Raw genomic sequence first — 19284 nt, 5'->3', positions numbered from 1 at the left:
GGCACGATGGTCGCCCCCACCTCCGATGACGCCGCTGCCGCGATGCGCGGGATCGAGCCCGTGCTGCAGCCCTCCGGGTGGGCGCTGCTGAACGCCCTACCGCCCTACGAGGAGAAGGAGGCGCTGCGGGTCTCGACCCGCCTGCGCGAGGCAGGCCACTCCCCCGAGCTCGTCTCCGCGGTGCTCACCCAGTCCCGTCTGCGCGCCCGCGCCGCGGAGAAGTTCGGGGAGTTCGCGAGCACCATGCTGTTCACCCCGCACGGCCTCGAGCAGGCCACGCGCCTGCCCGTCGCCGCGATGCACGCAGAGCGCTTCCAGCGCGCCGGAGTCGCCTCCGTCGCGGATCTCGGCTGCGGCATCGGCGGGGACTCGATGGCGATGGCCGCGCTGGGCCTGGACGTCCAGGCGGTGGACCGCGATCCGGTCACCGTCGCCGTCGCCACCGTGAACCTGCGCCCCTTCCCGAACGCGAGCGCGCGCCTGGGCCGGGCGGAGGGCCACGACCCCCGCGACACCGAGGGGATCTGGCTGGACCCTGCCCGACGCGCCCCCGCCCGCGGCGGCTCCCGCCGCCTCCACGACCCCGAGGAGTACGAGCCGCCGCTCTCGGCCGTGCTCGACCTCGCCCGACGCCTCGGCCGCGACGGCGCCGCCGGCCCGCTCGGCGCGAAGCTCGGCCCCGGCATCGACCGCGACGCCCTGCCGGAGGACGTCGAGGTGCAGTGGCTGTCCTTCCACGGGCAGGTGCTCGAGGCGACCGCCTGGTGCGGGCCGCTCGCCCGGGAGGGCATCGCCTCCTCCGCCGTGCTGATCGGCCGCGACGGCGCGCACCGTCTGGACCGCGGCGCGGACTCCGCCGGCGACCCCTCCGTCGGCCCGCTCGCCGACCACCTCTACGAGCCCGACGGCGCCGTGATCCGCGCCGGGCTGATCGGAGAGCTCGCCGCCCGGATCGACGGCCGCACCCTGGACCCCACGATCGCGTACCTGACCTCCGAGCGCCGCGTCACCACCCCCTTCGCGAAGGGCTACGCGGTGCGGGATGTGATGCCCTTCGGCCTCAAGCGCCTCACCTCCTACCTGCGCGAGCACCGGCTCGGGGTGCTCGAGATCAAGAAGCGGGGCACCGCGGTCGAGCCCGACGAGCTGCGTCGCAAGCTGCGGCCCCGCCGCTTCGGCGAGGAGCGCGCCACGCTGATCCTCACCCGCATCGACGGGGAGCAGTCCGTCGTGGTCGCCTCCCCGCACGCCGCACCGCCCGGCGAGGAGCCCGATCGGCCGTGAGCACCGCCCAGGGGACGCAGCGTCGCGTCATCGCCCTGCTGCTGCTCCTCGCCGCGCTGGGAGGACTCGGCGCGGTCGCCCTCGGGGCCGCCGCCGAGCGTGCTCCGATCACGTGCTCGGGCGGATCGAGGGAGCGGGAGGAGCCGTCCCCTGCGCCGACCGCCGAGGGCTGGTCGGACCCCGGCTGGAGCACCCCGGAAGCCCCGGACCGGCGGCCCCGGGCCGAACTCGGCGCCGCCCCGCTGCTCGTGCTGCTCTCCCTCCTCGGTCTGGCCCTCGCGGTCCTCGCGGTGTGGCTCGCGGTGCGGATGAGGGCGCTGGCCCGACCCGCTCCGGCCCCGGCGACCGCCGCCTCCGAGGACGAGCTCACCGCCGCGCAGGCCCGGACCGCGCTCGCCGAGGCCCGGGACCCGCTCGCACGCCTGGTCGACGCGCAGGACGCGGTGATCGCGGCGTGGACGGCGCTGGAGCGCTCCCTCGCCGCGGCGGGCGTCACCCGGCACCCCTCCCGCACCACATTCGAGTTCATCGTGGAGGTGCTGGCCGCGCTCGACCTGGACCGCGCCGCCCTCGACGACCTCGCCGCCCTCTACGGTAGGGCGCTGTTCGATCCGGAGCCGCTCACGGAGGAGGACCGCGCCGTCGCGATGACGAGCCTGGACCGCCTCACGGCGGGGCTCGAGGCCACGGCGGCGGCGCGCATGTCCGGCGCCCGCGCCCGCGACGACGGCTCCGCCGACGGCGGGGCCGCCCACGACGTCGGGTCGATGACCGGCGCGCGCCCCCGCAGCGGCAGGCCCGCGGCCGGTCAGAGCTCCCGCGACATCGGGCCCGCCGGCGGTCGGCGTGCCCGCGGCGGCGACGGGGGTGCAGACGCATGAACACCCTCCTGGGCCTGATGTGGCGGACCGTCGTGACCACGGCGGCCGCGGTCCTGCTCACCCTCGCCCTCGCGCTGATGGGCCTCGTGCTCCCGCTGCCGCTGCCGATCGCGCTGGGCCTCCTCGCCGGGGCAGCCTGGTGGTTCCTCCACGTCGGCGCCGACCGGGCCGAGCCCTCGCGCGCCCCGCGCCTCGACCTCGACGCCGACTACGCCCTCCCCCATGCCCAGGACGTGCGGGTGCGTCGGCTGGAGGATCTGATCCACGGCGCGCAGCCGCACCGCCGCATGACCGGCCGCGGCCTCGCCCTGGTCCTGGCCGACATCGCCGACGAACGGTCTCGCGACCCGGATGCCCCGCCGCTCGGCCCGGAGCTCTCCGAGCTCGTCCGCGCCGCCCGCGCCGCGGAGGGCTCCCAGCAGCCCTTCCCGCCGATCGACCGCAGAGCCCTGCACCGCTATCTCGACGAGCTCGCCCCGCGCGAGGAGAGGCCCCGATGACCACCACCCCCGCCCTCAGCACCACCGCCGCGACCGACGCCGCACGGCGCGTGCTCGACACCGTCGAGACGGCCGTCGTCGGCAAGCGGCAGTCCCTCGAGCTGGTGCTCACGGGACTCCTCGCCGGCGGCCACGTCCTCCTCGAGGACCTGCCCGGGCTGGGCAAGACCCTCGCCGCCCGCTCCTTCGCCCAGGCGCTCGGCCTGCCCTTCGCCCGCGCCCAGTTCACTCCCGACCTGCTGCCCGCCGATCTCACCGGCGCCGAGGTGTTCGATCAGCGCACCGGCGAGTTCGTGTTCCGTCCCGGCCCCGTGTTCACCGGCCTTCTGCTGGCCGACGAGATCAACCGCACCCCGCCGAAGACCCAGTCGGCGCTGCTCGAGGCGATGCAGGAGCGGCAGGTCTCCGTCGAGGGCACCACCCGGCCGCTGCCCGTCCCCTTCCATGTGCTCGCCACCGCCAACCCCATCGAGCACGAGGGCACCTATCCGCTGCCCGAGGCGCAGCTGGACCGCTTCCTGCTGCGGCTGTCCTTCGGCTATCCGAGCGCCGAGCAGGAATGGGAGGTGGTCTCCCGCCGGATCGACCGCCGGCGCGAGGAGCAGACCGTCGCGCAGGTGCTCGACGCGGAGCAGCTGCTCGCCCTGCAGGCGGCGGTCGAGGAGGTGCACGTCGAGGACGCCGTGGGCCGCTATGCCGTGGACCTCGTCGCCGCGACCAGGCGCCACCAGAACGCCCTGGTCGGCTCCTCGCCGCGCGGCACCCTCGCCCTGATCACCTGCGCCCGCGCCCTCGCGGTGATCCGCGGTCGCGGCTACGTGGTGCCGGAGGATGTCAAGGAGCTCGCGCATCCGGCGCTGGACCATCGCGTGACCGTCCGGCCCGAGCTGTGGCTGCAGAACGCGACCGGCGCGGGCGTCGTCGACGCGGTCCTCGAGCAGGTGCCGGTGCCGGTCGCCTCCCCGCAGCCGGCCCGGTCCCCGTCATGAGCCCGGCCGCGGGAGAAGGAGGAGCGGACAGGGCCTCGGGGGCACCGGGGACCGAAGGAGCGACAGGAGCCTCGGGAGCGCCGGGCATCGGAATGGCGAGGACGACGTTCGGTACGGCGGGTGCTCAGCGAACAGCAGGGTCCACGGGGACGTCGGGTCGCACGGAGCCGCCCGCACCCGCGCTGCGCCCCCGTCCCACCGCTGCGCTCGTCCGCGCCTCCGCGGTGGGCGTGCTCGCCCTGGCCCTCGCGCTTCTGCGCGGGGAGCCCGCGCTGATCCTCGCCGGGCTGCCCCTGCTGGCCTGGTCTCTGCTGGCGCTCGCCCGCCGCACGGCCCGTGGCGAGGAGCGCTCCTACCCCGCCCCGTCGCTGCAGTTGAACCGTCGGCGGATCGACGAGGACGGTGCGGCGCGCGCCACGGTGACCGCAGGTCCGGGCCTGCTGACCACGGCGAGCGTCCCGAGGCCGCCGCATGCGGATCTGGCCCCGCGCCACGGCTCCCTCACCGGCGACGGCGGGGCGGCGCTGCGCATCGGGGCCCGGCGCTGGGGCCGGATCGAGGTGGGGCCGGTGCACGTGCTGGTCGCGGATCCGCTGGGCGCCTTCCGGGCGCAGGTAGACCTGCCCCCGGTGTCGCTCCAGGTGGTCCCCTCCTCCGTGGTGCTGGATGCCCCTGTGGACGTCCCCACCCCGATCGGGGTGAGCGGTGCGCACCTCTCGCGGCGCCTCGGCGACGGCACCGCGCTGTCGGAGGTGCGCGCCTTCCGGCCCGGGGACCGACTGCACCGGATCAACTGGCGGGTCACGAGTCGCACCGGGCAGCTGCACACCAATGCGACTTTCACCGAGCAGGACACCGAGGTCCTCGTCGTCACCGACACCACCGCGGACGTCTCCCCCGCGCCCTGGGCCGGCGAGGACGCGCCCACCAGCCTCGACATGACGATCCGGGCCACGACCGCCGTGGCACGCCACTATCTCGGCGTCGGCGACCGGGTCGCGCTGCTCGACATCGGACGGCTGATCGGCGCGGTGCCGCCCGGCTCCGGCCCCCGTCAGCTGCGGGTGCTCACCGATGCGCTGTCCCGCGCGGCCCGAGACCCGGGCGCGCTCCGTCCCCTCCCCCGCCTGCCCGCGGTGCGGACCGGCACGCTGACGGTGGTGTGCTCGCCCCTGCTCCGCCCCGAGGTGATCACCAGGATTGGGGAGCTCGTCGCCCACGGCGCGGATGTGATCGTCGTGGACACGCTCCCGCCGAGCGTCGGGGACACCTCCGTGCTGCGCGGGCGGCCGTTGCGGCTCGAGGGCCGGGTCTCCGAGCGCTTCTGGCCCGAGGCGTGGGCGCTGCGGAGGCTCGAGCGGGAGCGGACGGTGCGCGAGCTGCGGGAGGCGGGCGTCCCGGTCACCGCGTGGGAGGGACCCGCCTCGCTGGCCCCGGTGCTGCTGTCGCTGTCCGCCGCGCGCGGTGCACCGCGACGGAGGAGGTCCTGATGCGGCTGACGTCCCTGCTCGACCCGGTCGCCGATGCGCTTCTCGCGCTGCGCGGGATCAGTCCCGTGCAGTGGGTGCTGCGCGGCACCGGCACCGCGGCGACGCTCGCCGCGGCGGCGCTCGCGCTGTCCGGCCCGGGACTGGCAGCGATGCACCTGGGCGTCGTGCTGGTGGGGCTCGCCTGTCTGACGGCCCTCGCCGCGCAGTGGCTCGATCCCGACACCGACCTCGGGCTGCTGGCGCCGACGACGGTGGTGATCGCGCTGGCGGTGCGGGCCGATCTGGACATCGTGCTCGCCGGGTCGACGGGTCTGCTGCTGCTCGCGGGCCATGCCGCCTTCGCGCTCGCGGCAGTCATGCCCGCGCACGGGGCTCTCGACCGCGACGCCCTGCGCCTCGCGCTGCGTGCGCTCACCGGGGTGCTCGTGCTGACGCTGGTGGGCGGGATGCTCGTCGTGCTGCTCGCGCAGGTGCAGCTCGGACCGTGGGCCCTGGTGGTCGCTGCGGTCGCCGTCGTCGCACTGTGGATCGCCGTGATGCCGCGAGGCCGGTGAGATCCGGGGTGGCCGGGCCGCAGTGCGGGCCGACGCGAGTCGACCACGGCTGATCAGCCCGTGCGCGCTTCCGGCAGCTCCTCGGGATCCGACGGCCCGTCATCGTCGTCCGCGACGGTCGTGCTCTGCCGATGAGCGGGGTCCGGGGCGTCGCGGTCGTCGACGGGCTCGTCCGCGAGGATCTCAGCGCGGGCTCCGTCCTCCCCGTCCAGGAGATTTCTCAGCAGCGGGGAGGTGGAGTGATAGACGTGCCCGGTGGGGGTCCTGATCGTGAGGCGGTGCGCTCGGTCATCGCTCGAGGGGTCGACCGTCGACTCCCATCCCGGCATCTCCTTGACGAGGTTGAAGCGCTGGCAGTGGCCGATGCCGTTGTCCGCGTCGGTGCTGCCGCCGTCGGCGAAGCGATGGGCGTGGTCGATGTCGTGGATCGGCGCATCGCACCAGGGCGTGCGGCAGCGCTGATCGCGCAGCAGGATGAAGCGGCGGACCTGTCCGCGGAAGAGGCGCCGCCTGGCGTCGACCCCGGTCAGATCTCCGGTCCTGACATCGGCGTAGAGGCGACGGATCCATCGTGCCCCGCTGCTGAGCTCGGGCGGGGGTGCGGGAGCATCTGCGGCCACGTGTCCTGGGGACGGGAGCGTCGGCACACCGAGCGCGAGGTCGCGGGCGATTCGTCCGGGAAGCGGATGGCCGTCGATCCATGCCGTCGCCTCCTCGTCGGCGAGGAGGGTCATGTCGGTCATGAGCAGCTGGATCTCGACGGGGATGTCGTCGGGGCTCTCGAGCCCGCAGGCGCGGGCGGTGAGGGTGTCGGCCATGATCTGGCCCTTGGTGCGCGGATCTCCCGCGGCCTTCGCCGATCGCGCGGCCTCGGTGAGCATTCTCAGCACCGCGACGTCGTCCTTCACGGGGAGGGTGGCGCGAAGGATGCACATGCCGTCGACGGCCGGCTGGAGCGAGACCCGTCGGCCGGCGACCGCGCGCTGGTGCCGCCGCACCGCCGCTCCGGCGTCGAGCTCCTGTGCCCGGGCGCGGGCGAGGTCTCCGGCCCGCCGTGCGGTGACCGATGGCAGCTGGTCGGCGAGGTCGACATCGACGCGGGCCCGGTCCTCCTCCTCGAGCACCAGCACGTTCTCGGCGACCCGGCGGGCGGCGTACTCGCTGATCTCCCCCGCCTCGAGCAGCTCGCTGGTGCGCGGCAGGGATCCGAGCAGCACCCGGTGGAGCGCGACCTCGTCGGACGCCTGCTTCGGGGTGATGCGACGGGCGAGGGCGACCTGGTCGGAGATGCCGCGGCCCCGCTGTCCCCTGGGCACTCCCTGTCGCTGCTGATCGCGGATCTGCGCATCCCAGAAGGCGGCCTCGGCCCGGGCCTGCGCCGCAGCGAGACGTCCCTTGGCACGCTCCGTCGCAGCGATCAGATCGATCAGCGCGGCGTCCTCCTCTGCGGCGAGCGCCTCGGCCGACGGGGCAGTGTCGAGGAGACGCGACAGCTGATCGGCCCAGTCCAGTGCGGACTCCGACATGGCTCTCCTCCCCTCGCTCTGCGGTGGTCGCGACAGCTCCGAGAGCGGCGCGACCTGACGAGCCCAGCCTGGTCGCCTCGTCGACGACGCGCCAGCATCGGCGCAAGGATGTGGATCGCCCGGCATGTGGAGGAGACGTCCGACAACGGACAGCAGCGGGCTTGCCCGGGGCTCTCGATGCGTGACGCCGAAGTCTCGCCCCTCCTCCCGATGCGTGGTGCCGGGCCCTCGCCTTCTCTCCCGATGCGTGGTGCCGGGGTCTCCGCTTCTCGCTGTCACGCCCTCGGCGGAACCGGCGTGACCGGCGTCGCTCGCCCTTCCCGCTCGGTGCCGACCGGGGCTACCGTGCTGGGCATGTGGCAGATGATGGATCTCCTGTACGCGCACAAGAAGGACATGGTCGCGCCGGAGGACGCCCTGCCCGGCCGCGACGCCTACCCCTACCCGCTCGCGCGCGAGCACCTCGTGCTCGGCACCGACATGCTCGGGCCCGACGCGCCCCGCGACCCGCACCCGTGGCCGGAGGGCTCCGAGGAGCTGATCCTCGCCGGCGGCTGCTTCTGGGGCATCGAGCGGATCGCCTGGCAGATCCCCGGCGTGCACACCACCTCGGCCGGCTACGCGGGCGGGTACACGCCGCACCCCACCTATGAAGAGGTGTTCTCCGCCCGGACCGGCCACGCCGAGGCCGTGCGCGTGATCTACACCGGCGGCGAGGACACCCTGCGAGCGCTGCTGACCGAGTTCTGGCAGCAGCACGACCCGACCACCGCGAACCGCCAGGGCAACGACGTGGGCACCGAGTACCGCAGCGCCGTGTACTGGACCACGGACGCGCAGGGCGAGATCGTGCGCGACTCCGCCACCCGCTACCAGGAGGCGCTGGACTCCGCCGGTCGCGGGGCGATCACCACCGAGCTCGCGCCGCTGGCCGAGGCCGGAAACGGCGTCTACTACACCGCCGAGCCCGAGCACCAGCAGTACCTCGAGAAGAACCCCACCGGTTACTGCAACCACGGGTTCAACGGGGTCGCCTGCTCGCTCTGAGGCGGCGAGCCAGCAATCCGACGGGTCTGCGGGCCGACGGGACGATGCCCCCGGGCTGCGGGTCCTGTTCGCCGAGGACCCGCAAGGGCACCCGCCCCGGCCCCCGAGGCGTCAGCGCCCGGGCAGGCCGTCCCCGGTGTCGCCGCCCATGAGGTTGCGCCGCCCGCCGATGTCGGGACCGCCCGACGGCCGGGCTGCGGCCGGCGCGGCGCCCATGAGCTGGGCCGCGAAGCCGCCGGCCTCGCGCGGGAGCGGAGCCGCACCGCCCGGACCGCAGGCCGCGGCGGCCGCCGACGGCTTCGCCCGCTCGGCCGCGCCCGCCTGCGCGAAGCGCTGCATCTGCGAGGTGGTCGGGTAGGTGCCGCTGACCACGATGTCGAGGCCCAGCAGGGTCACCGGCAGCACGGCATCCCCCGCGGACTCCATCAGGGCGCGGACGGGCTCACACTCCTCGAAGGCCCAGGCGTCCTCGTCCTGCAGGTACACCGTGATCGGCTGACCGTCCAGGGCGAGCGCCGCGGCCTCGTCGAGGAAGGCCTCCTGCCGCTCCACATCGGGCGGCGGGGACGGGAGGAAGATGTCCAGCCCCGCGAGCTGCGGGGAGTCGTCGGCGTCGGTCATGACCCCACCGTAGCGCGGCACGTGATTGTTACCGTGCGGGCATGGACTCTGCGGCCGACAGCCCCCGACCCTCGACCCTCCTGGCCCATGACACGCTCGTGATGCAGCAGGTCACGGGCTTCATGTCCAACGACTTCGACATCCTCGACGCCGCCGGTGAGCGCGCCGTGGGGCGCGTGACCACCACCGGGAGCGGCGTCGCCCGGTTCTTCTCGGGCGCACGATCGCTCGACGTCGCCGATGCGGACGGCACGCCGCTGCTCCATGTCGAGGACCCGCCCGGGATCGGCTTCGACCGCTTCGAGCTCTCCGCGCCCGACGGCACTCCGGTCGCCGAGCTGCGCAGCCGCTTCTCGGTCTTCTCGACGAAGGTGAGCATGACCCTCGCCGACGGGGCGGAGCTCGAGCTGCACGGCGACATGCTGGGGCTCGACTACGAGTTCCGGTACGGCGAGGCCGTCGCCGCGCGGTCGGCCCGGGAGTGGGCCGGTCTCAGCCGGGGGTTCCTCGGGCACAGCCGGTACGTGCTCGGCTTCGATCCCACGGTGCCGCCACCCCTGCGCCTGGCGATCGTCGGTGGCTGCATCGTGCTGGATCTGATCCGGGCGAAGAGGGCGCGCAGCAGCAATTGAGGCGTCGCGGAGCGCTCAGAGCAGCAGGAGCCGTGCCGTCCGCAGCCAGCTCTCTCCCTCCGACGCCCAGCCGAGGCTGCGCAGGTGGATCCCGGTGGTGACCCGTTCGAGGTGCGCCCACGCCGTGATCCGTTCGGGATCGAGCTCGAGCCGCTGCGCCGTCCGCGCGACGAGGGCGCCATGGCGTCGCCGTGCGGCACCGGGGGCGCGGCGTTCCAGGTCGTCGAGGAGCTGCTGGTGGTCCCGCAGGGCGACGCCCGCGTCGCACTCGGGCTCGCCGAGGAAGCCGTCGGGGTCGATGAGCACGTGCTCGGCTCCCCGCCGCAGGGCGTTGCCGGCATGCGGGTCCCCGTGCAGGACGACCTGGCGCGGCGAGGGGTCCTCGACCAGGGCGACGGCGAGTCGGCGGGCCGCCTCGAGCACGGGGCGGTGCCGGTCCGCGGGCGCCTCGAGCGCGCCGTCGACGAGGGCGAGCAGCGACCTCGCCTTCTGCGACGGGGCGTGCGGCTCCCCGACCGCGCTCGGCAGGTCCCAGGTGGCCGGGAGCAGGTCGGCGAGCGTGTCGACCTCGGCCTCCGGCGTGGCGGCGGTGGCGTGCAGCGGCGCCCCGAGGCGCTCGAGGAGCGTCGCGCCGATCTCTTCGGAATGGTCGAGCACGCGCACGTAGCCGCGCCCGTCGGCCGCACGGAGGACCCGCACCTGCTGGTCGTGATCACTGCCGTGCCCGCACAGCTTCAGCACGGCGGGGCCGTTGCCGCGACCGCGCACCTCGAGCACCGGCAGCTCCGCGCCGTCGGTGTAGGCCCACACGATCCGGAGGTCCCAGCGCGTCAGGGCCGCGCGGAGACGGCCGGGGAAGGAGTCGACGAGCTCGCGGGCCCATGGCGCGCCCGCCCAGGGCCGGGCGCGGACCAGATCGAGGACGTCCTCCGGCTCCACGGCGCTCAGGCCTCTCCGAGGGGAGCGTCCTCGCCCTCCCCGGCGGCGTCGAGCACGCGGCCCAGCGGCCGGTAGTGCTGGTGGACGGCCTCGCGGTATGCCGCCGCGTCCCCCGCCTCGAGCGCGGTGAGCATCGCGCGGTGCGCCTCGACGGTATCGAGGATGTCCTGGGCCGGGGCGATCCCCAGCAGCGGCACGGCGGTGGTGTGCACCTCCCAGAACGCCTGGGCGAGCTGTCGCAGGAGGCTGTTGGGCAGACGGGAGAACAGGACGGTGTGGAAGGCGGCGTCGGCCTCGGGGAAGGGCTCCCCCGCCGAGGCGAGCTCGCGCATGGTCTCCACGTGGCCCTCGAGCTCGGGGTTCTCGGTGCCGCGGTAGATCTCCACCAGCTGCTCGGCGACCGCGAGGTCCAGCGCGATCCGCAGCTCGACCACCTCGCGCAGCGCGCGCAGGTCGCCGTGGTCATCGAGCCGGGTGCGGAACAGCAGCCCGTCCACGAGCGGGGAGAGGGAGAGGGCGCCGACGAAGGTGCCGTGGCCGTGGCGCACCTCGACGATGTCGAGGGAGGCGAGGGTGCGCATCGCCTCGCGCACCGAGGAGCGGGAGATCCCCAGCCGCTCGCAGAGCGCGGCCTCGGTGGGCATCGGGTCGCCGGGCGCGAGCCCCTCCTCCAGGATCAGCTCCTGGATGCGGTCGACGGCGGTGACGCCGGTCCCCTTGCTGCGCACGATGCGCCTCCTCCCCGGGCCCGCCGTCATCGACGGCCGTGCCCCATCATGCCTGCATTCTGACGTCTGCCTGCGAAAGCCGTTCCTCCCGAGGTCCGGGCCGGAGGGCGCTGCTCCTGCTCGGGCCGCCCTCCGCCCCGCACGCTCGACGGCGCACGGGAAACGGACCCGGACCAGGTCACCGCTCGATCACGGCCGCCTCACCGGGTGGCGGCGACCGCACCGACTGTGATGTACTCTTCCCAGTCATCAGACATCATACGTCTGATCTTCGCAGGGCGGCGAGAGTTCCGTCGACTCGCGAGGACGGGCTCCGCTCGACCCCCGGCGCCACGGGCCCCGGGGACACCCACAGAAGGGATGCATCAACGGTGATCACCAACCCCTCCAGCCGTCTCGGCCGACGCGGCTTCCTCCGCGGCACCGCCGCCCTCGCCGGCGCCGCCGGCATCGTCGCCGGGATCGGCGCCTGCGCCCCGCGCGACGGCGGCTCCGGCGGCTCCTCCGACGCGGGCGGCGCGCCCGCCGGCGAGCCGAACCCCGACGGCCACATCGACGCCGCGATCAGCTACGAGCTCGGCACCAACGGCTACGACCCGATGACCACCTCGGCGGCGCTCACCGTCGCGGTCAACTGGCACACCCTCGAGGGCCTCACCGAACTGCACCCCGTGACCCGCGAGGTCTATGCGGCGCTCGCCACCGAGGTCCCCGCGACCGACGGGACCAGCGTCGACATCGCGCTGCGCGAGGGCGCCGTCTTCCACGACGGCACCCCCGTCACCCCCGAGGACGTCGTGTTCTCCTTCGAGCGCGTGCAGGATCCGGCGAACGCCTCGCTGTACGCGCAGTTCATCCCCTTCGTCGAGTCGGTCGAGAAGAAGGACGGCACCACCGTCACCTTCACCCTCGCCCACCCCACCGCTGTGCTCGCCGAGCGCCTCTCGACGGTGAAGATCGTCCCGAAGGCCGCCGTCGAGGCGGATCCCGACGCCTTCGACTCGAACCCCGTCGGCTCGGGCCCGTGGAAGATGACCGACAACTCCGCAGCCTCGAAGATCGTCGAGTTCGAGCGCTTCGACGACTACACCGGCCCGATGCCCGCCAAGGCGAAGACGATGAGCTGGCAGGTCATCCCCGACCCGTCCACCCGCACCAATGCGCTGCAGTCGCAGACCGTGCAGGCCATCGACTCGGTCCCCTATCTCTCGATCGACCAGCTGAAGGCGACCGGCGAGGTCGAGTCCGTCGGCGGCTTCGGTCTGCTCTTCGCGATGTTCAACAACAGCGAGGACAACCCCTTCCACGACGTGAAGAACCGCCAGGCCTTCCTCTACGCGATCGACATGGACAAGGTCATCGAGACGGGCCTGTCCGGTCAGGCCGAGGCGGCGAGCTGCTTCGTGCAGAAGGAGCACCCGAACTACAAGGAGGCCTCGACCGTCTACTCGCTCGATGCCGAGAAGGCGAAGTCCCTCTTCGCCGAGACGGGCCTGACCTCCTTCCGGATGCTGTGCACCGACCACGACTGGGTCGCCCAGTGCACCCCGATCATCCAGGAGTCCCTCGCCGCGGCCGGCGTCGAGGTCGCCTTCGAGCAGAAGCAGTCCGCCGACGTGTACACCACGATCGACGGGAAGCCCGACGCCTACGACGTGGTGATCGCCCCCGGCGACCCCTCCGTCTTCGGCAACGACCCCGACCTGCTCATGCGCTGGTGGTACGGCGGCGACGTCTGGACCGACACCCGCATGCACTGGAAGGGTCAGGAGTCCTACGAGGAGGTCCAGTCGCTGCTGGCCGAGGGCCTGGAGACCACGGACACCGCGGCCCAGGAGGCCACCTGGGGCGAGCTGTTCGACCTGCTCTCCGAGGAGGTCCCGCTGTACCCGCTGTTCCACCGCAAGGCCCCGACGGCCTGGGACGGCTCCTCGCTGGTCGGCTTCGAGCCGATCTCCCTGACCGGTCTGAGCTTCGTCGAGGTCGCCTCGACGAAGGCCCCGTGACCCGTCCCTGAGCCCCGCCGCCGGGGCCGACGACCCGCTCGTCGACCCCGGCGGCCGCTCCCCCGTCGGCCCCGCGCCGGGCCCCGTGCTCGGGCCCGTGCCCGGCACTGCGCCGGGCCCTCGTCCCGGCCGCCCGCGCGACCACCGGCCCCGCATCCCGCCCGGCCGCCGCCCCTGCCCCTCGCTCTTCCACGGAGGACCGCGTGTCCCAACTCGTCCGCCTGATAGGGCGACGACTGCTCGCCCTGCCGCTGATGATCCTCGGCGTCACCCTGCTCGTCTTCGTCATCATGTCGTTCTCGCCGTCGGATCCCGCCCGGCTCGCGCTCGGGGAGTCCGCCTCCCCCGAGGCGCTGGAGCTGTACCGGGAGAACAACGGCCTGAACGACCCGATCTGGATTCGCTACTTCACCTTCCTCGGCGGGATGCTGCGCGGCGACCTCGGCACCACCAGCGGCAACGTGCCCGTCACCGAGGTGGTCGCCAGCGCCTTCCCGATCACTCTGCAGCTGACCTTCCTCGGCCTCGCGATCGCGATCGTGCTCTCCGCGGTCCTCGGCGTGCTCGCCGCCCTTTTCCGCGACCGATGGGTCGACCAGGTGATCCGCGTGCTGACGATCGCCGCTCTCGCGACCCCGTCGTTCTGGCTCGCGATCCTGATGATCCAGTGGCTCGGCGAGGTCCCCGGCGGGTGGGGCATCTTCCCCGCCCTGGTGACCCGCTGGGTCGGGTTCTTCGAGGACCCCGCCGCCTATCTGCGCAACATCGCGCTGCCCGCGATCGCGCTGGCGATCCCCGTGGCCGGCTCGCTCACCCGCGTGGTCCGCACCGCGATGGTCGAGGAGCTGGACCGCGACTACGTGCGCACCGCCGTCGGCGCCGGCATCCCCTATCCCGTCGTCGTCTCCCGCAACGTGCTGCGCAACGCCCTGATCACCCCGATCACGGTGCTGGGCCTGCGCGTCGGCTACCTCATGGGCGGCGCCGTGATCATCGAGATCATCTTCAACATCCAGGCCATGGGACAGCTCATCCTCGACGGCGTCACCCGCAACGACGTCTTCCTCGTCCAGGGCGTGACGCTCGTCGTCGCGATCGCCTTCATCGTGGTGAACATCCTGGTCGACCTCCTCTACGTCGTCGTCAACCCCCGGATCAGGAGCATCTGACATGCGACCGAAGCTCGGATCCCGCCTCCAGTCCGTCAGCGGCAGCCCGCTGGCCCCCTTCACCGCCCTGCCCTGGGCCTCCCGCCTCGCGGTGGTCTTCCTCGTCCTGCTCGCGATCCTGGCCGTCTTCGCGCCGCTGATCGCCCCGCACGGCCCGCTCACCACCGGCACGCCGGTGCAGCCGCCCGGCGGCGAGCACTGGATGGGCACCGACGCGATCGGGCGGGACATCTTCTCCCGCGTCGCCCACGGCGCCCGCTCCTCGCTGCTGATCGGCCTGGCCGCCACCGGCGCCGCGCTGGTGGCCGCCGCGGTGATCGGCTCGATCGCCGCGACCGGCGCGAAGCTCCTGGCCGAGATCGTCATGCGCGTGCTCGACGTGGTCATGTCCTTTCCCGGCATCGCGCTCGCAGCCGTGTTCGTGGCCGTGTTCGGCAACTCGCTGCCGGTGCTGATCTTCGCGATCGCGTTCCTCTACGTGCCGCAGCTGGCCCGCGTGGTGCGCGCCAACGTGCTCGCCCAGTTCGGCGAGGACTACGTCGCCGCCTCGCAGGTCATGGGCGCCTCCACCGCCTGGATCCTCGCCAAGCACGTCGCCCGCAACTGCATCGCCCCGATCATGGTGTTCGCGACCGTGCTGGTGGCCGACGCGATCGTGCTCGAGGCCTCGCTGTCCTTCATCAACGCGGGCGTGCAGCCGCCGAACCCGTCGTGGGGCAACATCCTCTCCGACGGCAAGCAGCTGCTGCTGTCCGGCTACTGGTGGCCCACCTTCTTCCCGGGCCTGATGATCCTGCTGACCACCCTCGCGCTGAACATCCTCTCCGAGGGCCTCACCGACGCGATGGCGAGCCCGCGCGTGAAGGTGAAGGTCGACGTCGAGGCCGACGAGAAGGCGCTCGAGGAGCAGGCCGAGCAGACCCCTGCTGCCGATGGCGCCGACGAGCCCGACGTGCTCGGGGTGACCGACGAGGAGACGACCCGGCGCCTGCTGCACGAGTCCCTCGCCGCGCTGCGCACCGCCGAGCTGGCCCGTCCCGAGCGGCCGACGATCGACCCGGGGATCCCACCGCTGCTCGAGGTGCAGGACCTGCGCGTCGCCTTCCCCGAGGCGCACGGCGAGGTGGACATCCTCGACGGCATCTCCTTCCAGGTGCGGCCCGGGGAGACCATGGGCCTGGTCGGCGAGTCCGGCTCCGGCAAGTCCGTGGCGAGCCTGGCGGTCATGGGGCTGCTGCCCCGCACCGCCCGGATCAGCGGGAAGGTGCTGCTGAACGGCCAGGACCTCCTCTCCCTCGCCCCCAAGCAGGTCAACGCCCTGCGCGGCCACGAGATCGCGATGATCTACCAGGACGCGCTGAGCTCGCTGAACCCCTCGATGCTGATCCGCTCCCAGATGGCGCAGCTGACCCGGCGCGGCGGCACCCGCAGCGCCGAGGAGCTGCTGGAGCTGGTGGGTCTGGAGCCCCAGCGGATGCTGAACTCCTACCCGCACGAGCTCTCCGGCGGCCAGCGCCAGCGCGTGCTCATCGCGATGGCCCTGACCCGCGACCCGAAGCTCGTGATCGCCGACGAGCCGACCACCGCCCTCGACGTCACCGTGCAGAAGCAGGTCGTGGACCTGCTGAACCGGCTGAAGGACGAGCTCGGCTTCGCGATGGTGTTCGTCAGCCACGACCTGGCGCTGGTCTCCCAGCTCGCCGACCGCGTCACCGTCATGTACGCGGGCCAGGTCATGGAGCAGGGCAGCAACCGCCAGATCCTCGTCGATCCCCGCCACGAGTACACCCGCGGGCTGCTCGGCTCGGTGCTGTCGATCGAGGCGGGTGCCGCCCGGCTCCACCAGGTCCAGGGCACGGTGCCCTCGCCGCGCGACTTCGCCCCCGGCGACCGCTTCGCCCCGCGCTCGCTGGACCCGTCGGCCGATCCGACGACCCGGCCCCGCCTGGTCACCACCGGGGCCGACGACCATCTCGTGTCCACGACGGGCGAGCTGCCCGGCCCCCTCGAAGGAGCATCGCGATGACCGACGCCAGCCACGCCGCCGACCGGGCCGGCGACCCCCGCCGGGCGACGCCGACGATCGAGCTGCGCGACGTGCACGTCGTGCACCGCCTCCGCTCCGGCGGCATCCTCCGCCCGGACACCCTGCGCGCGGTCGACGGGGTCAGCGTCTCCGTCCGCCGCGGCGAGGTGCTCGGCATCGTCGGCGAGTCCGGCTCCGGCAAGTCCACGCTCGCCCGGGTGATGACCGGCCTGCAGCCGGTCACCGAGGGCGAGGTCCTCTTCGACGGGACGCCGCTGCGGCACGGCCGGGCCGCCCGTCGGGAGCTCGGACGGAAGGTGTCGGTCGTCTTCCAGGACCCCTCGACCGCGCTGAACCCGCGCCTGCCGGTGCGGGAGACGCTCGTGGACCCGTTGCGGGTGCACGGCATCGGCGACGACGCCTCGCGCCTGTCGCGGGTGCGGGAGCTGCTGCACCTGGTGGGCCTGCCCCAGTCGGCGCTCGAGGTGCTGCCCCGGCAGCTCTCGGGCGGCCAGCGCCAGCGCGTCGCGATCGCCCGCGCCCTCGCGCTGGAGCCGGAGATCATCGTCGCCGACGAGCCGACCAGCGCCCTGGACGTGTCCGTCCGCGCCCAGGTGCTGAACCTGCTCACCGATCTGAAGCGGGAGCTGGGACTGGGCCTGGTGTTCATCTCCCACGATATGAGCACGGTCCGCTTCATCTCCGACTCGATCATCGTCATGAACGGCGGAAGGGTCGTCGAGCACGACACCACCGACCGCATCTTCACCGAGGCGCGGGACGAGTACACCCGCAGCCTGCTCGCCGCAGCGCCCTCGCTGCTCTGAGCCACCGCACCGCACGCACCCCCGACGCATCCAGGAGACCCTCCATGACCACCGCCTCCCGCGCCCTGACCGGCGTCGTCCCCCCGCTGCTGACCCCGCTGACCGCCGAGGGCGAGATCGACCTGCCCTCGCTCGAGCGGCTCGTCGGCCGTCTGCTCGAGGGCGGGGTCGACGGCATCTTCGCCCTCGGCTCCTCCGGCGAGGTCGCCTTCTGGGACGACGCACGCCGCGAGGCGGTCCTCGAGGCCGTCACCGGCACCGTCGCCGGGCAGGTCCCCGTGATCGCGGGCGTGATCGACATGCAGACCGACCGGGTGATCCAGCACGTCCGCGCGGCGGAGCGCTTCGACCTCGCCGGCTACGTGGCCACCGCCCCGTTCTACGCGGTGACCGGCCCCGAGGAGATCGAGCGGCACTTCCGCGCCGTCGCCGCGGCGACCGAGCTGCCGCTGTGGGCCTATGACATACCCGTCTGCGTGCACACCAAGCTCTCCCCCGCCCAGCTGCTGCGGCTGGGTCAGGACGGCGTGATCGCCGGGGTGAAGGACTCCAGCGGCGACGACGTCTCCTTCCGCCGCCTGGCGGCGGCGAACCGTGCCGCGGGCTCGCCGCTCGCGCTGCTGACCGGCCACGAGGTCGTCGTCGACGGCGCCTATCTCGCCGGGGCCGACGGCTCCGTGCCGGGGCTCGGCAACGTGGACCCGGCCGGCTACGTGCGCATGCACCGCGCCGCGCAGGCGGAGGACTGGGCGCAGGTGCGCGCCGAGCAGGACCGCCTGACGCAGCTGTTCGAGATCGTCTTCCAGCCGGCCGACAAGGTGGGGCCGGCCGCGGGCGTCGGCGCGTTCAAGACGGCGCTGCGCGAGCTCGGCGTCTTCTCCACCAACGTCATGGCCTCGCCGATGACGCCGATCGAGGGCGAGGCGGTGGACCGCATCCGCGAGATCCTCGCCGCCGTCGGCCTGCTGGACGGGGCGGGCGCCGGTGCCTGATCCGGTCCTCGCCCTCGACCTGGGCGGCACGAAGATCCGCGCCGCCCTAGTCCACGGCATCGAGCCCGGCGGGCCCGCGGCCGGGAGCCACGCGGCCGACGGGTCCGGCGCGGGCACGCGCGATGCCGACGGGGCCGCTGAGTCGCCGCGTCTCGAGCGGGTCGCGGAGGTGCCGACGCCTGCGTCCGAGGGCGCGGCGGCGATCCTCGGCGCGGCGCTCGAGCTGGCCGAGCGCGTGCGCGGCGGGGCCCGGGTGTCCGCGGTCGGGATCTCCTCGGCCGGGGTCGTGGACACGGTCCGCGGCCGCATCACCCACGCCACAGACTCCCTGACCGGCTGGGCCGGCACGGAGATCGCCGAGCCCTTCGCGGAGCGGTTCGGCGTGCCGGTCGCGGTGCTCAACGACGTGCACGCGCACGGGATCGGCGAGGCGCGCTTCGGCGCCGGCAGGGGGCGCGACTCGCTGCTGCTGATGGCCGTCGGCACCGGGATCGGCGGATGCCAGGTGCAGGGCGGACGGGCGGTGGTCGGCGCGCACGGCGCCGCCGGGCACGTCGGCCACGTGCCCGTGCCGGGAGCCGAGGGCGTCCCCTGCCCCTGCGGCCGCAGCGGGCATCTCGAGGGCCTCGCCTCCGGCCCGGGCATCGTGCGCCTCGCAGAACGGCTGGGTGTGTCCGACGCCGACGGTGCACCCGTCTCCACGTCGACCTCCGCGGCCGCGCTCCGGGACGGCCGGGAGCTCGCCGCCGCGGCCGCCCGCGGCGACCGCGCCGCGCTCGAGGCCTACCGCCGCGCCGGTCGCGCGACCGGCCGGGTGCTCGGCGCGCTGCTGAACGTCCTGGACCCCGACGTCGTCGCCCTCACCGGCGGGGTCGCCGAGGCGGACATGCCCGCCTGGCGGGAGGCGCTGGACGCGGGGATCGCCGAGGAGGCGATGGACGTCGTCGCCCTGACCCCCGTGCTGCCCGCGAGCGCCGGCTCGCACGCCGCCCTGCTCGGCGCCGCCGTCCGCGCTGTCGAGGCTCCCGTCCGCTAGCCGCCCGCGCCGTCCGGCGCCGTCGACCGTCCCCTCG

At 73.9% G+C, this 19284-nt stretch carries 18 protein-coding genes; 14 read left to right on the top strand and 4 right to left on the bottom strand.

The genetic code is table 11. The annotated features are described in order from the left end of the window. Positions 1 to 6: 6 nt before the first annotated feature. The 6 genes from A4A78_RS10045 to A4A78_RS10020 all read left to right on the top strand — a co-directional run bounded on the left by A4A78_RS10045 (position 7) and on the right by A4A78_RS10020 (position 5698). The gene (locus A4A78_RS10045) at positions 7 to 1284 is read left to right on the top strand and encodes a hypothetical protein (protein ID WP_062948839.1); all 1278 of its coding nucleotides are present in this window, start codon (positions 7 to 9) and stop codon (positions 1282 to 1284) included. Further along, positions 1281 to 2165: a DUF4129 domain-containing protein gene (locus A4A78_RS10040; RefSeq protein WP_062948837.1), complete on the top strand. Its 885-nt coding sequence runs from the start codon at positions 1281 to 1283 to the stop codon at positions 2163 to 2165. The genes A4A78_RS10045 and A4A78_RS10040 overlap by 4 nt, the downstream gene beginning before the upstream one ends. Beyond that, a complete protein-coding gene (locus A4A78_RS10035) occupies positions 2162 to 2665 on the top strand; it encodes a hypothetical protein (protein WP_062948835.1) in 504 nt (167 codons plus the stop codon). Before A4A78_RS10040 ends, A4A78_RS10035 begins: the two co-directional genes overlap by 4 nt. Further along, positions 2662 to 3654 carry a MoxR family ATPase gene (locus A4A78_RS10030; protein WP_062948833.1) on the top strand — a complete coding sequence of 331 codons (993 nt, stop codon included), beginning with the start codon at positions 2662 to 2664 and terminating at the stop codon, positions 3652 to 3654. The genes A4A78_RS10035 and A4A78_RS10030 overlap by 4 nt, the downstream gene beginning before the upstream one ends. 230 nt (positions 3655 to 3884) lie before the next feature. Beyond that, entirely contained in the window at positions 3885 to 5144 is a 1260-nt protein-coding gene (locus tag A4A78_RS10025) for a DUF58 domain-containing protein (protein ID WP_062948831.1), read from the top strand. After that, positions 5144 to 5698: a hypothetical protein gene (locus tag A4A78_RS10020; RefSeq protein ID WP_062948829.1), complete on the top strand. Its 555-nt coding sequence runs from the start codon at positions 5144 to 5146 to the stop codon at positions 5696 to 5698. Before A4A78_RS10025 ends, A4A78_RS10020 begins: the two co-directional genes overlap by 1 nt. A gap of 53 nt (positions 5699 to 5751) precedes the next feature. Here the strand turns inward: A4A78_RS10020 and A4A78_RS10015 are convergent, their stop codons facing one another. After that, positions 5752 to 7224 carry an HNH endonuclease signature motif containing protein gene (locus tag A4A78_RS10015; RefSeq protein WP_062948827.1) on the bottom strand — a complete coding sequence of 491 codons (1473 nt, stop codon included), beginning with the start codon at positions 7222 to 7224 and terminating at the stop codon, positions 5752 to 5754. 354 nt (positions 7225 to 7578) lie between these two features. On the opposite strand from A4A78_RS10015, the gene msrA reads away from it, so the two are divergent. Then, positions 7579 to 8271 carry a peptide-methionine (S)-S-oxide reductase MsrA gene (gene msrA, locus A4A78_RS10010; RefSeq protein ID WP_062949826.1) on the top strand — a complete coding sequence of 231 codons (693 nt, stop codon included), beginning with the start codon at positions 7579 to 7581 and terminating at the stop codon, positions 8269 to 8271. A gap of 111 nt (positions 8272 to 8382) precedes the next feature. Here msrA and A4A78_RS10005 read toward each other — a convergent pair whose 3' ends face one another. Beyond that, complete coding sequence (locus A4A78_RS10005) at positions 8383 to 8892, bottom strand: arsenic metallochaperone ArsD family protein (protein WP_062948825.1); 510 nt, start codon at positions 8890 to 8892, stop codon at positions 8383 to 8385. 41 nt (positions 8893 to 8933) lie between these two features. Between A4A78_RS10005 and A4A78_RS10000 the strand changes: the two genes are divergently transcribed. After that, complete coding sequence (locus A4A78_RS10000) at positions 8934 to 9524, top strand: LURP-one-related/scramblase family protein (protein ID WP_197466664.1); 591 nt, start codon at positions 8934 to 8936, stop codon at positions 9522 to 9524. 15 nt (positions 9525 to 9539) lie between these two features. Here the strand turns inward: A4A78_RS10000 and A4A78_RS09995 are convergent, their stop codons facing one another. Both A4A78_RS09995 and A4A78_RS09990 read right to left on the bottom strand, forming a co-directional pair. Next, entirely contained in the window at positions 9540 to 10463 is a 924-nt protein-coding gene (locus tag A4A78_RS09995; RefSeq protein WP_062948823.1) for an aminoglycoside phosphotransferase family protein, read from the bottom strand. Between the two features lie 5 nt (positions 10464 to 10468). Further along, positions 10469 to 11191, bottom strand: a complete 723-nt coding sequence (locus tag A4A78_RS09990; protein ID WP_333489904.1) for a FadR/GntR family transcriptional regulator — start codon at positions 11189 to 11191, stop codon at positions 10469 to 10471. Between the two features lie 371 nt (positions 11192 to 11562). Here A4A78_RS09990 and A4A78_RS09985 point away from each other — a divergent pair, with 371 nt between their 5' ends. From A4A78_RS09985 to A4A78_RS09960, 6 genes are all read left to right on the top strand, one after another. After that, positions 11563 to 13197: an ABC transporter substrate-binding protein gene (locus A4A78_RS09985; protein WP_156488600.1), complete on the top strand. Its 1635-nt coding sequence runs from the start codon at positions 11563 to 11565 to the stop codon at positions 13195 to 13197. A 203-nt stretch (positions 13198 to 13400) separates the two neighbouring features. Then, the gene (locus A4A78_RS09980) at positions 13401 to 14366 is read left to right on the top strand and encodes an ABC transporter permease (RefSeq protein ID WP_062948821.1); all 966 of its coding nucleotides are present in this window, start codon (positions 13401 to 13403) and stop codon (positions 14364 to 14366) included. A 1-nt stretch (position 14367) separates the two neighbouring features. Next, entirely contained in the window at positions 14368 to 16392 is a 2025-nt protein-coding gene (locus tag A4A78_RS09975) for a dipeptide/oligopeptide/nickel ABC transporter permease/ATP-binding protein (protein ID WP_062948819.1), read from the top strand. Next, positions 16389 to 17219 carry an ABC transporter ATP-binding protein gene (locus A4A78_RS09970; protein ID WP_053917854.1) on the top strand — a complete coding sequence of 277 codons (831 nt, stop codon included), beginning with the start codon at positions 16389 to 16391 and terminating at the stop codon, positions 17217 to 17219. The genes A4A78_RS09975 and A4A78_RS09970 overlap by 4 nt, the downstream gene beginning before the upstream one ends. Positions 17220 to 17263: 44 nt before the next feature. After that, positions 17264 to 18211, top strand: a complete 948-nt coding sequence (locus A4A78_RS09965; protein ID WP_062948817.1) for a dihydrodipicolinate synthase family protein — start codon at positions 17264 to 17266, stop codon at positions 18209 to 18211. Further along, positions 18204 to 19247: an ROK family protein gene (locus tag A4A78_RS09960; protein ID WP_062948815.1), complete on the top strand. Its 1044-nt coding sequence runs from the start codon at positions 18204 to 18206 to the stop codon at positions 19245 to 19247. The genes A4A78_RS09965 and A4A78_RS09960 overlap by 8 nt, the downstream gene beginning before the upstream one ends. Positions 19248 to 19284: the final 37 nt, after the last annotated feature.

It is taken from the genome of Brachybacterium sp. sponge (assembly GCF_001613775.1).
Lineage (GTDB): Bacteria > Actinomycetota > Actinomycetes > Actinomycetales > Dermabacteraceae > Brachybacterium > Brachybacterium conglomeratum.
The sequence above is the reverse complement of the archived record's forward strand: the minus strand, read 5'-3'. Positions and strand labels throughout refer to the sequence as shown.

Excerpts from the sequence above, each read along its gene's own strand:
- A4A78_RS10045 (WP_062948839.1), top strand. The coding sequence starts at position 7 with ATGGTCGCCCCCACCTCCGATGACGCCGCTGCCGCGATGCGCGGGATC.
- A4A78_RS10035 (WP_062948835.1), top strand. The coding sequence starts at position 2,162 with ATGAACACCCTCCTGGGCCTGATGTGGCGGACCGTCGTGACCACGGCG.
- A4A78_RS10030 (WP_062948833.1), top strand. The coding sequence starts at position 2,662 with ATGACCACCACCCCCGCCCTCAGCACCACCGCCGCGACCGACGCCGCA.
- A4A78_RS10020 (WP_062948829.1), top strand. The coding sequence starts at position 5,144 with ATGCGGCTGACGTCCCTGCTCGACCCGGTCGCCGATGCGCTTCTCGCG.
- A4A78_RS10015 (WP_062948827.1), bottom strand. The coding sequence starts at position 7,224 with ATGTCGGAGTCCGCACTGGACTGGGCCGATCAGCTGTCGCGTCTCCTC.
- msrA (WP_062949826.1), top strand. The coding sequence starts at position 7,579 with ATGTGGCAGATGATGGATCTCCTGTACGCGCACAAGAAGGACATGGTC.
- A4A78_RS10005 (WP_062948825.1), bottom strand. The coding sequence starts at position 8,892 with ATGACCGACGCCGACGACTCCCCGCAGCTCGCGGGGCTGGACATCTTC.
- A4A78_RS10000 (WP_197466664.1), top strand. The coding sequence starts at position 8,934 with ATGGACTCTGCGGCCGACAGCCCCCGACCCTCGACCCTCCTGGCCCAT.
- A4A78_RS09975 (WP_062948819.1), top strand. The coding sequence starts at position 14,368 with ATGCGACCGAAGCTCGGATCCCGCCTCCAGTCCGTCAGCGGCAGCCCG.
- A4A78_RS09970 (WP_053917854.1), top strand. The coding sequence starts at position 16,389 with ATGACCGACGCCAGCCACGCCGCCGACCGGGCCGGCGACCCCCGCCGG.
- A4A78_RS09965 (WP_062948817.1), top strand. The coding sequence starts at position 17,264 with ATGACCACCGCCTCCCGCGCCCTGACCGGCGTCGTCCCCCCGCTGCTG.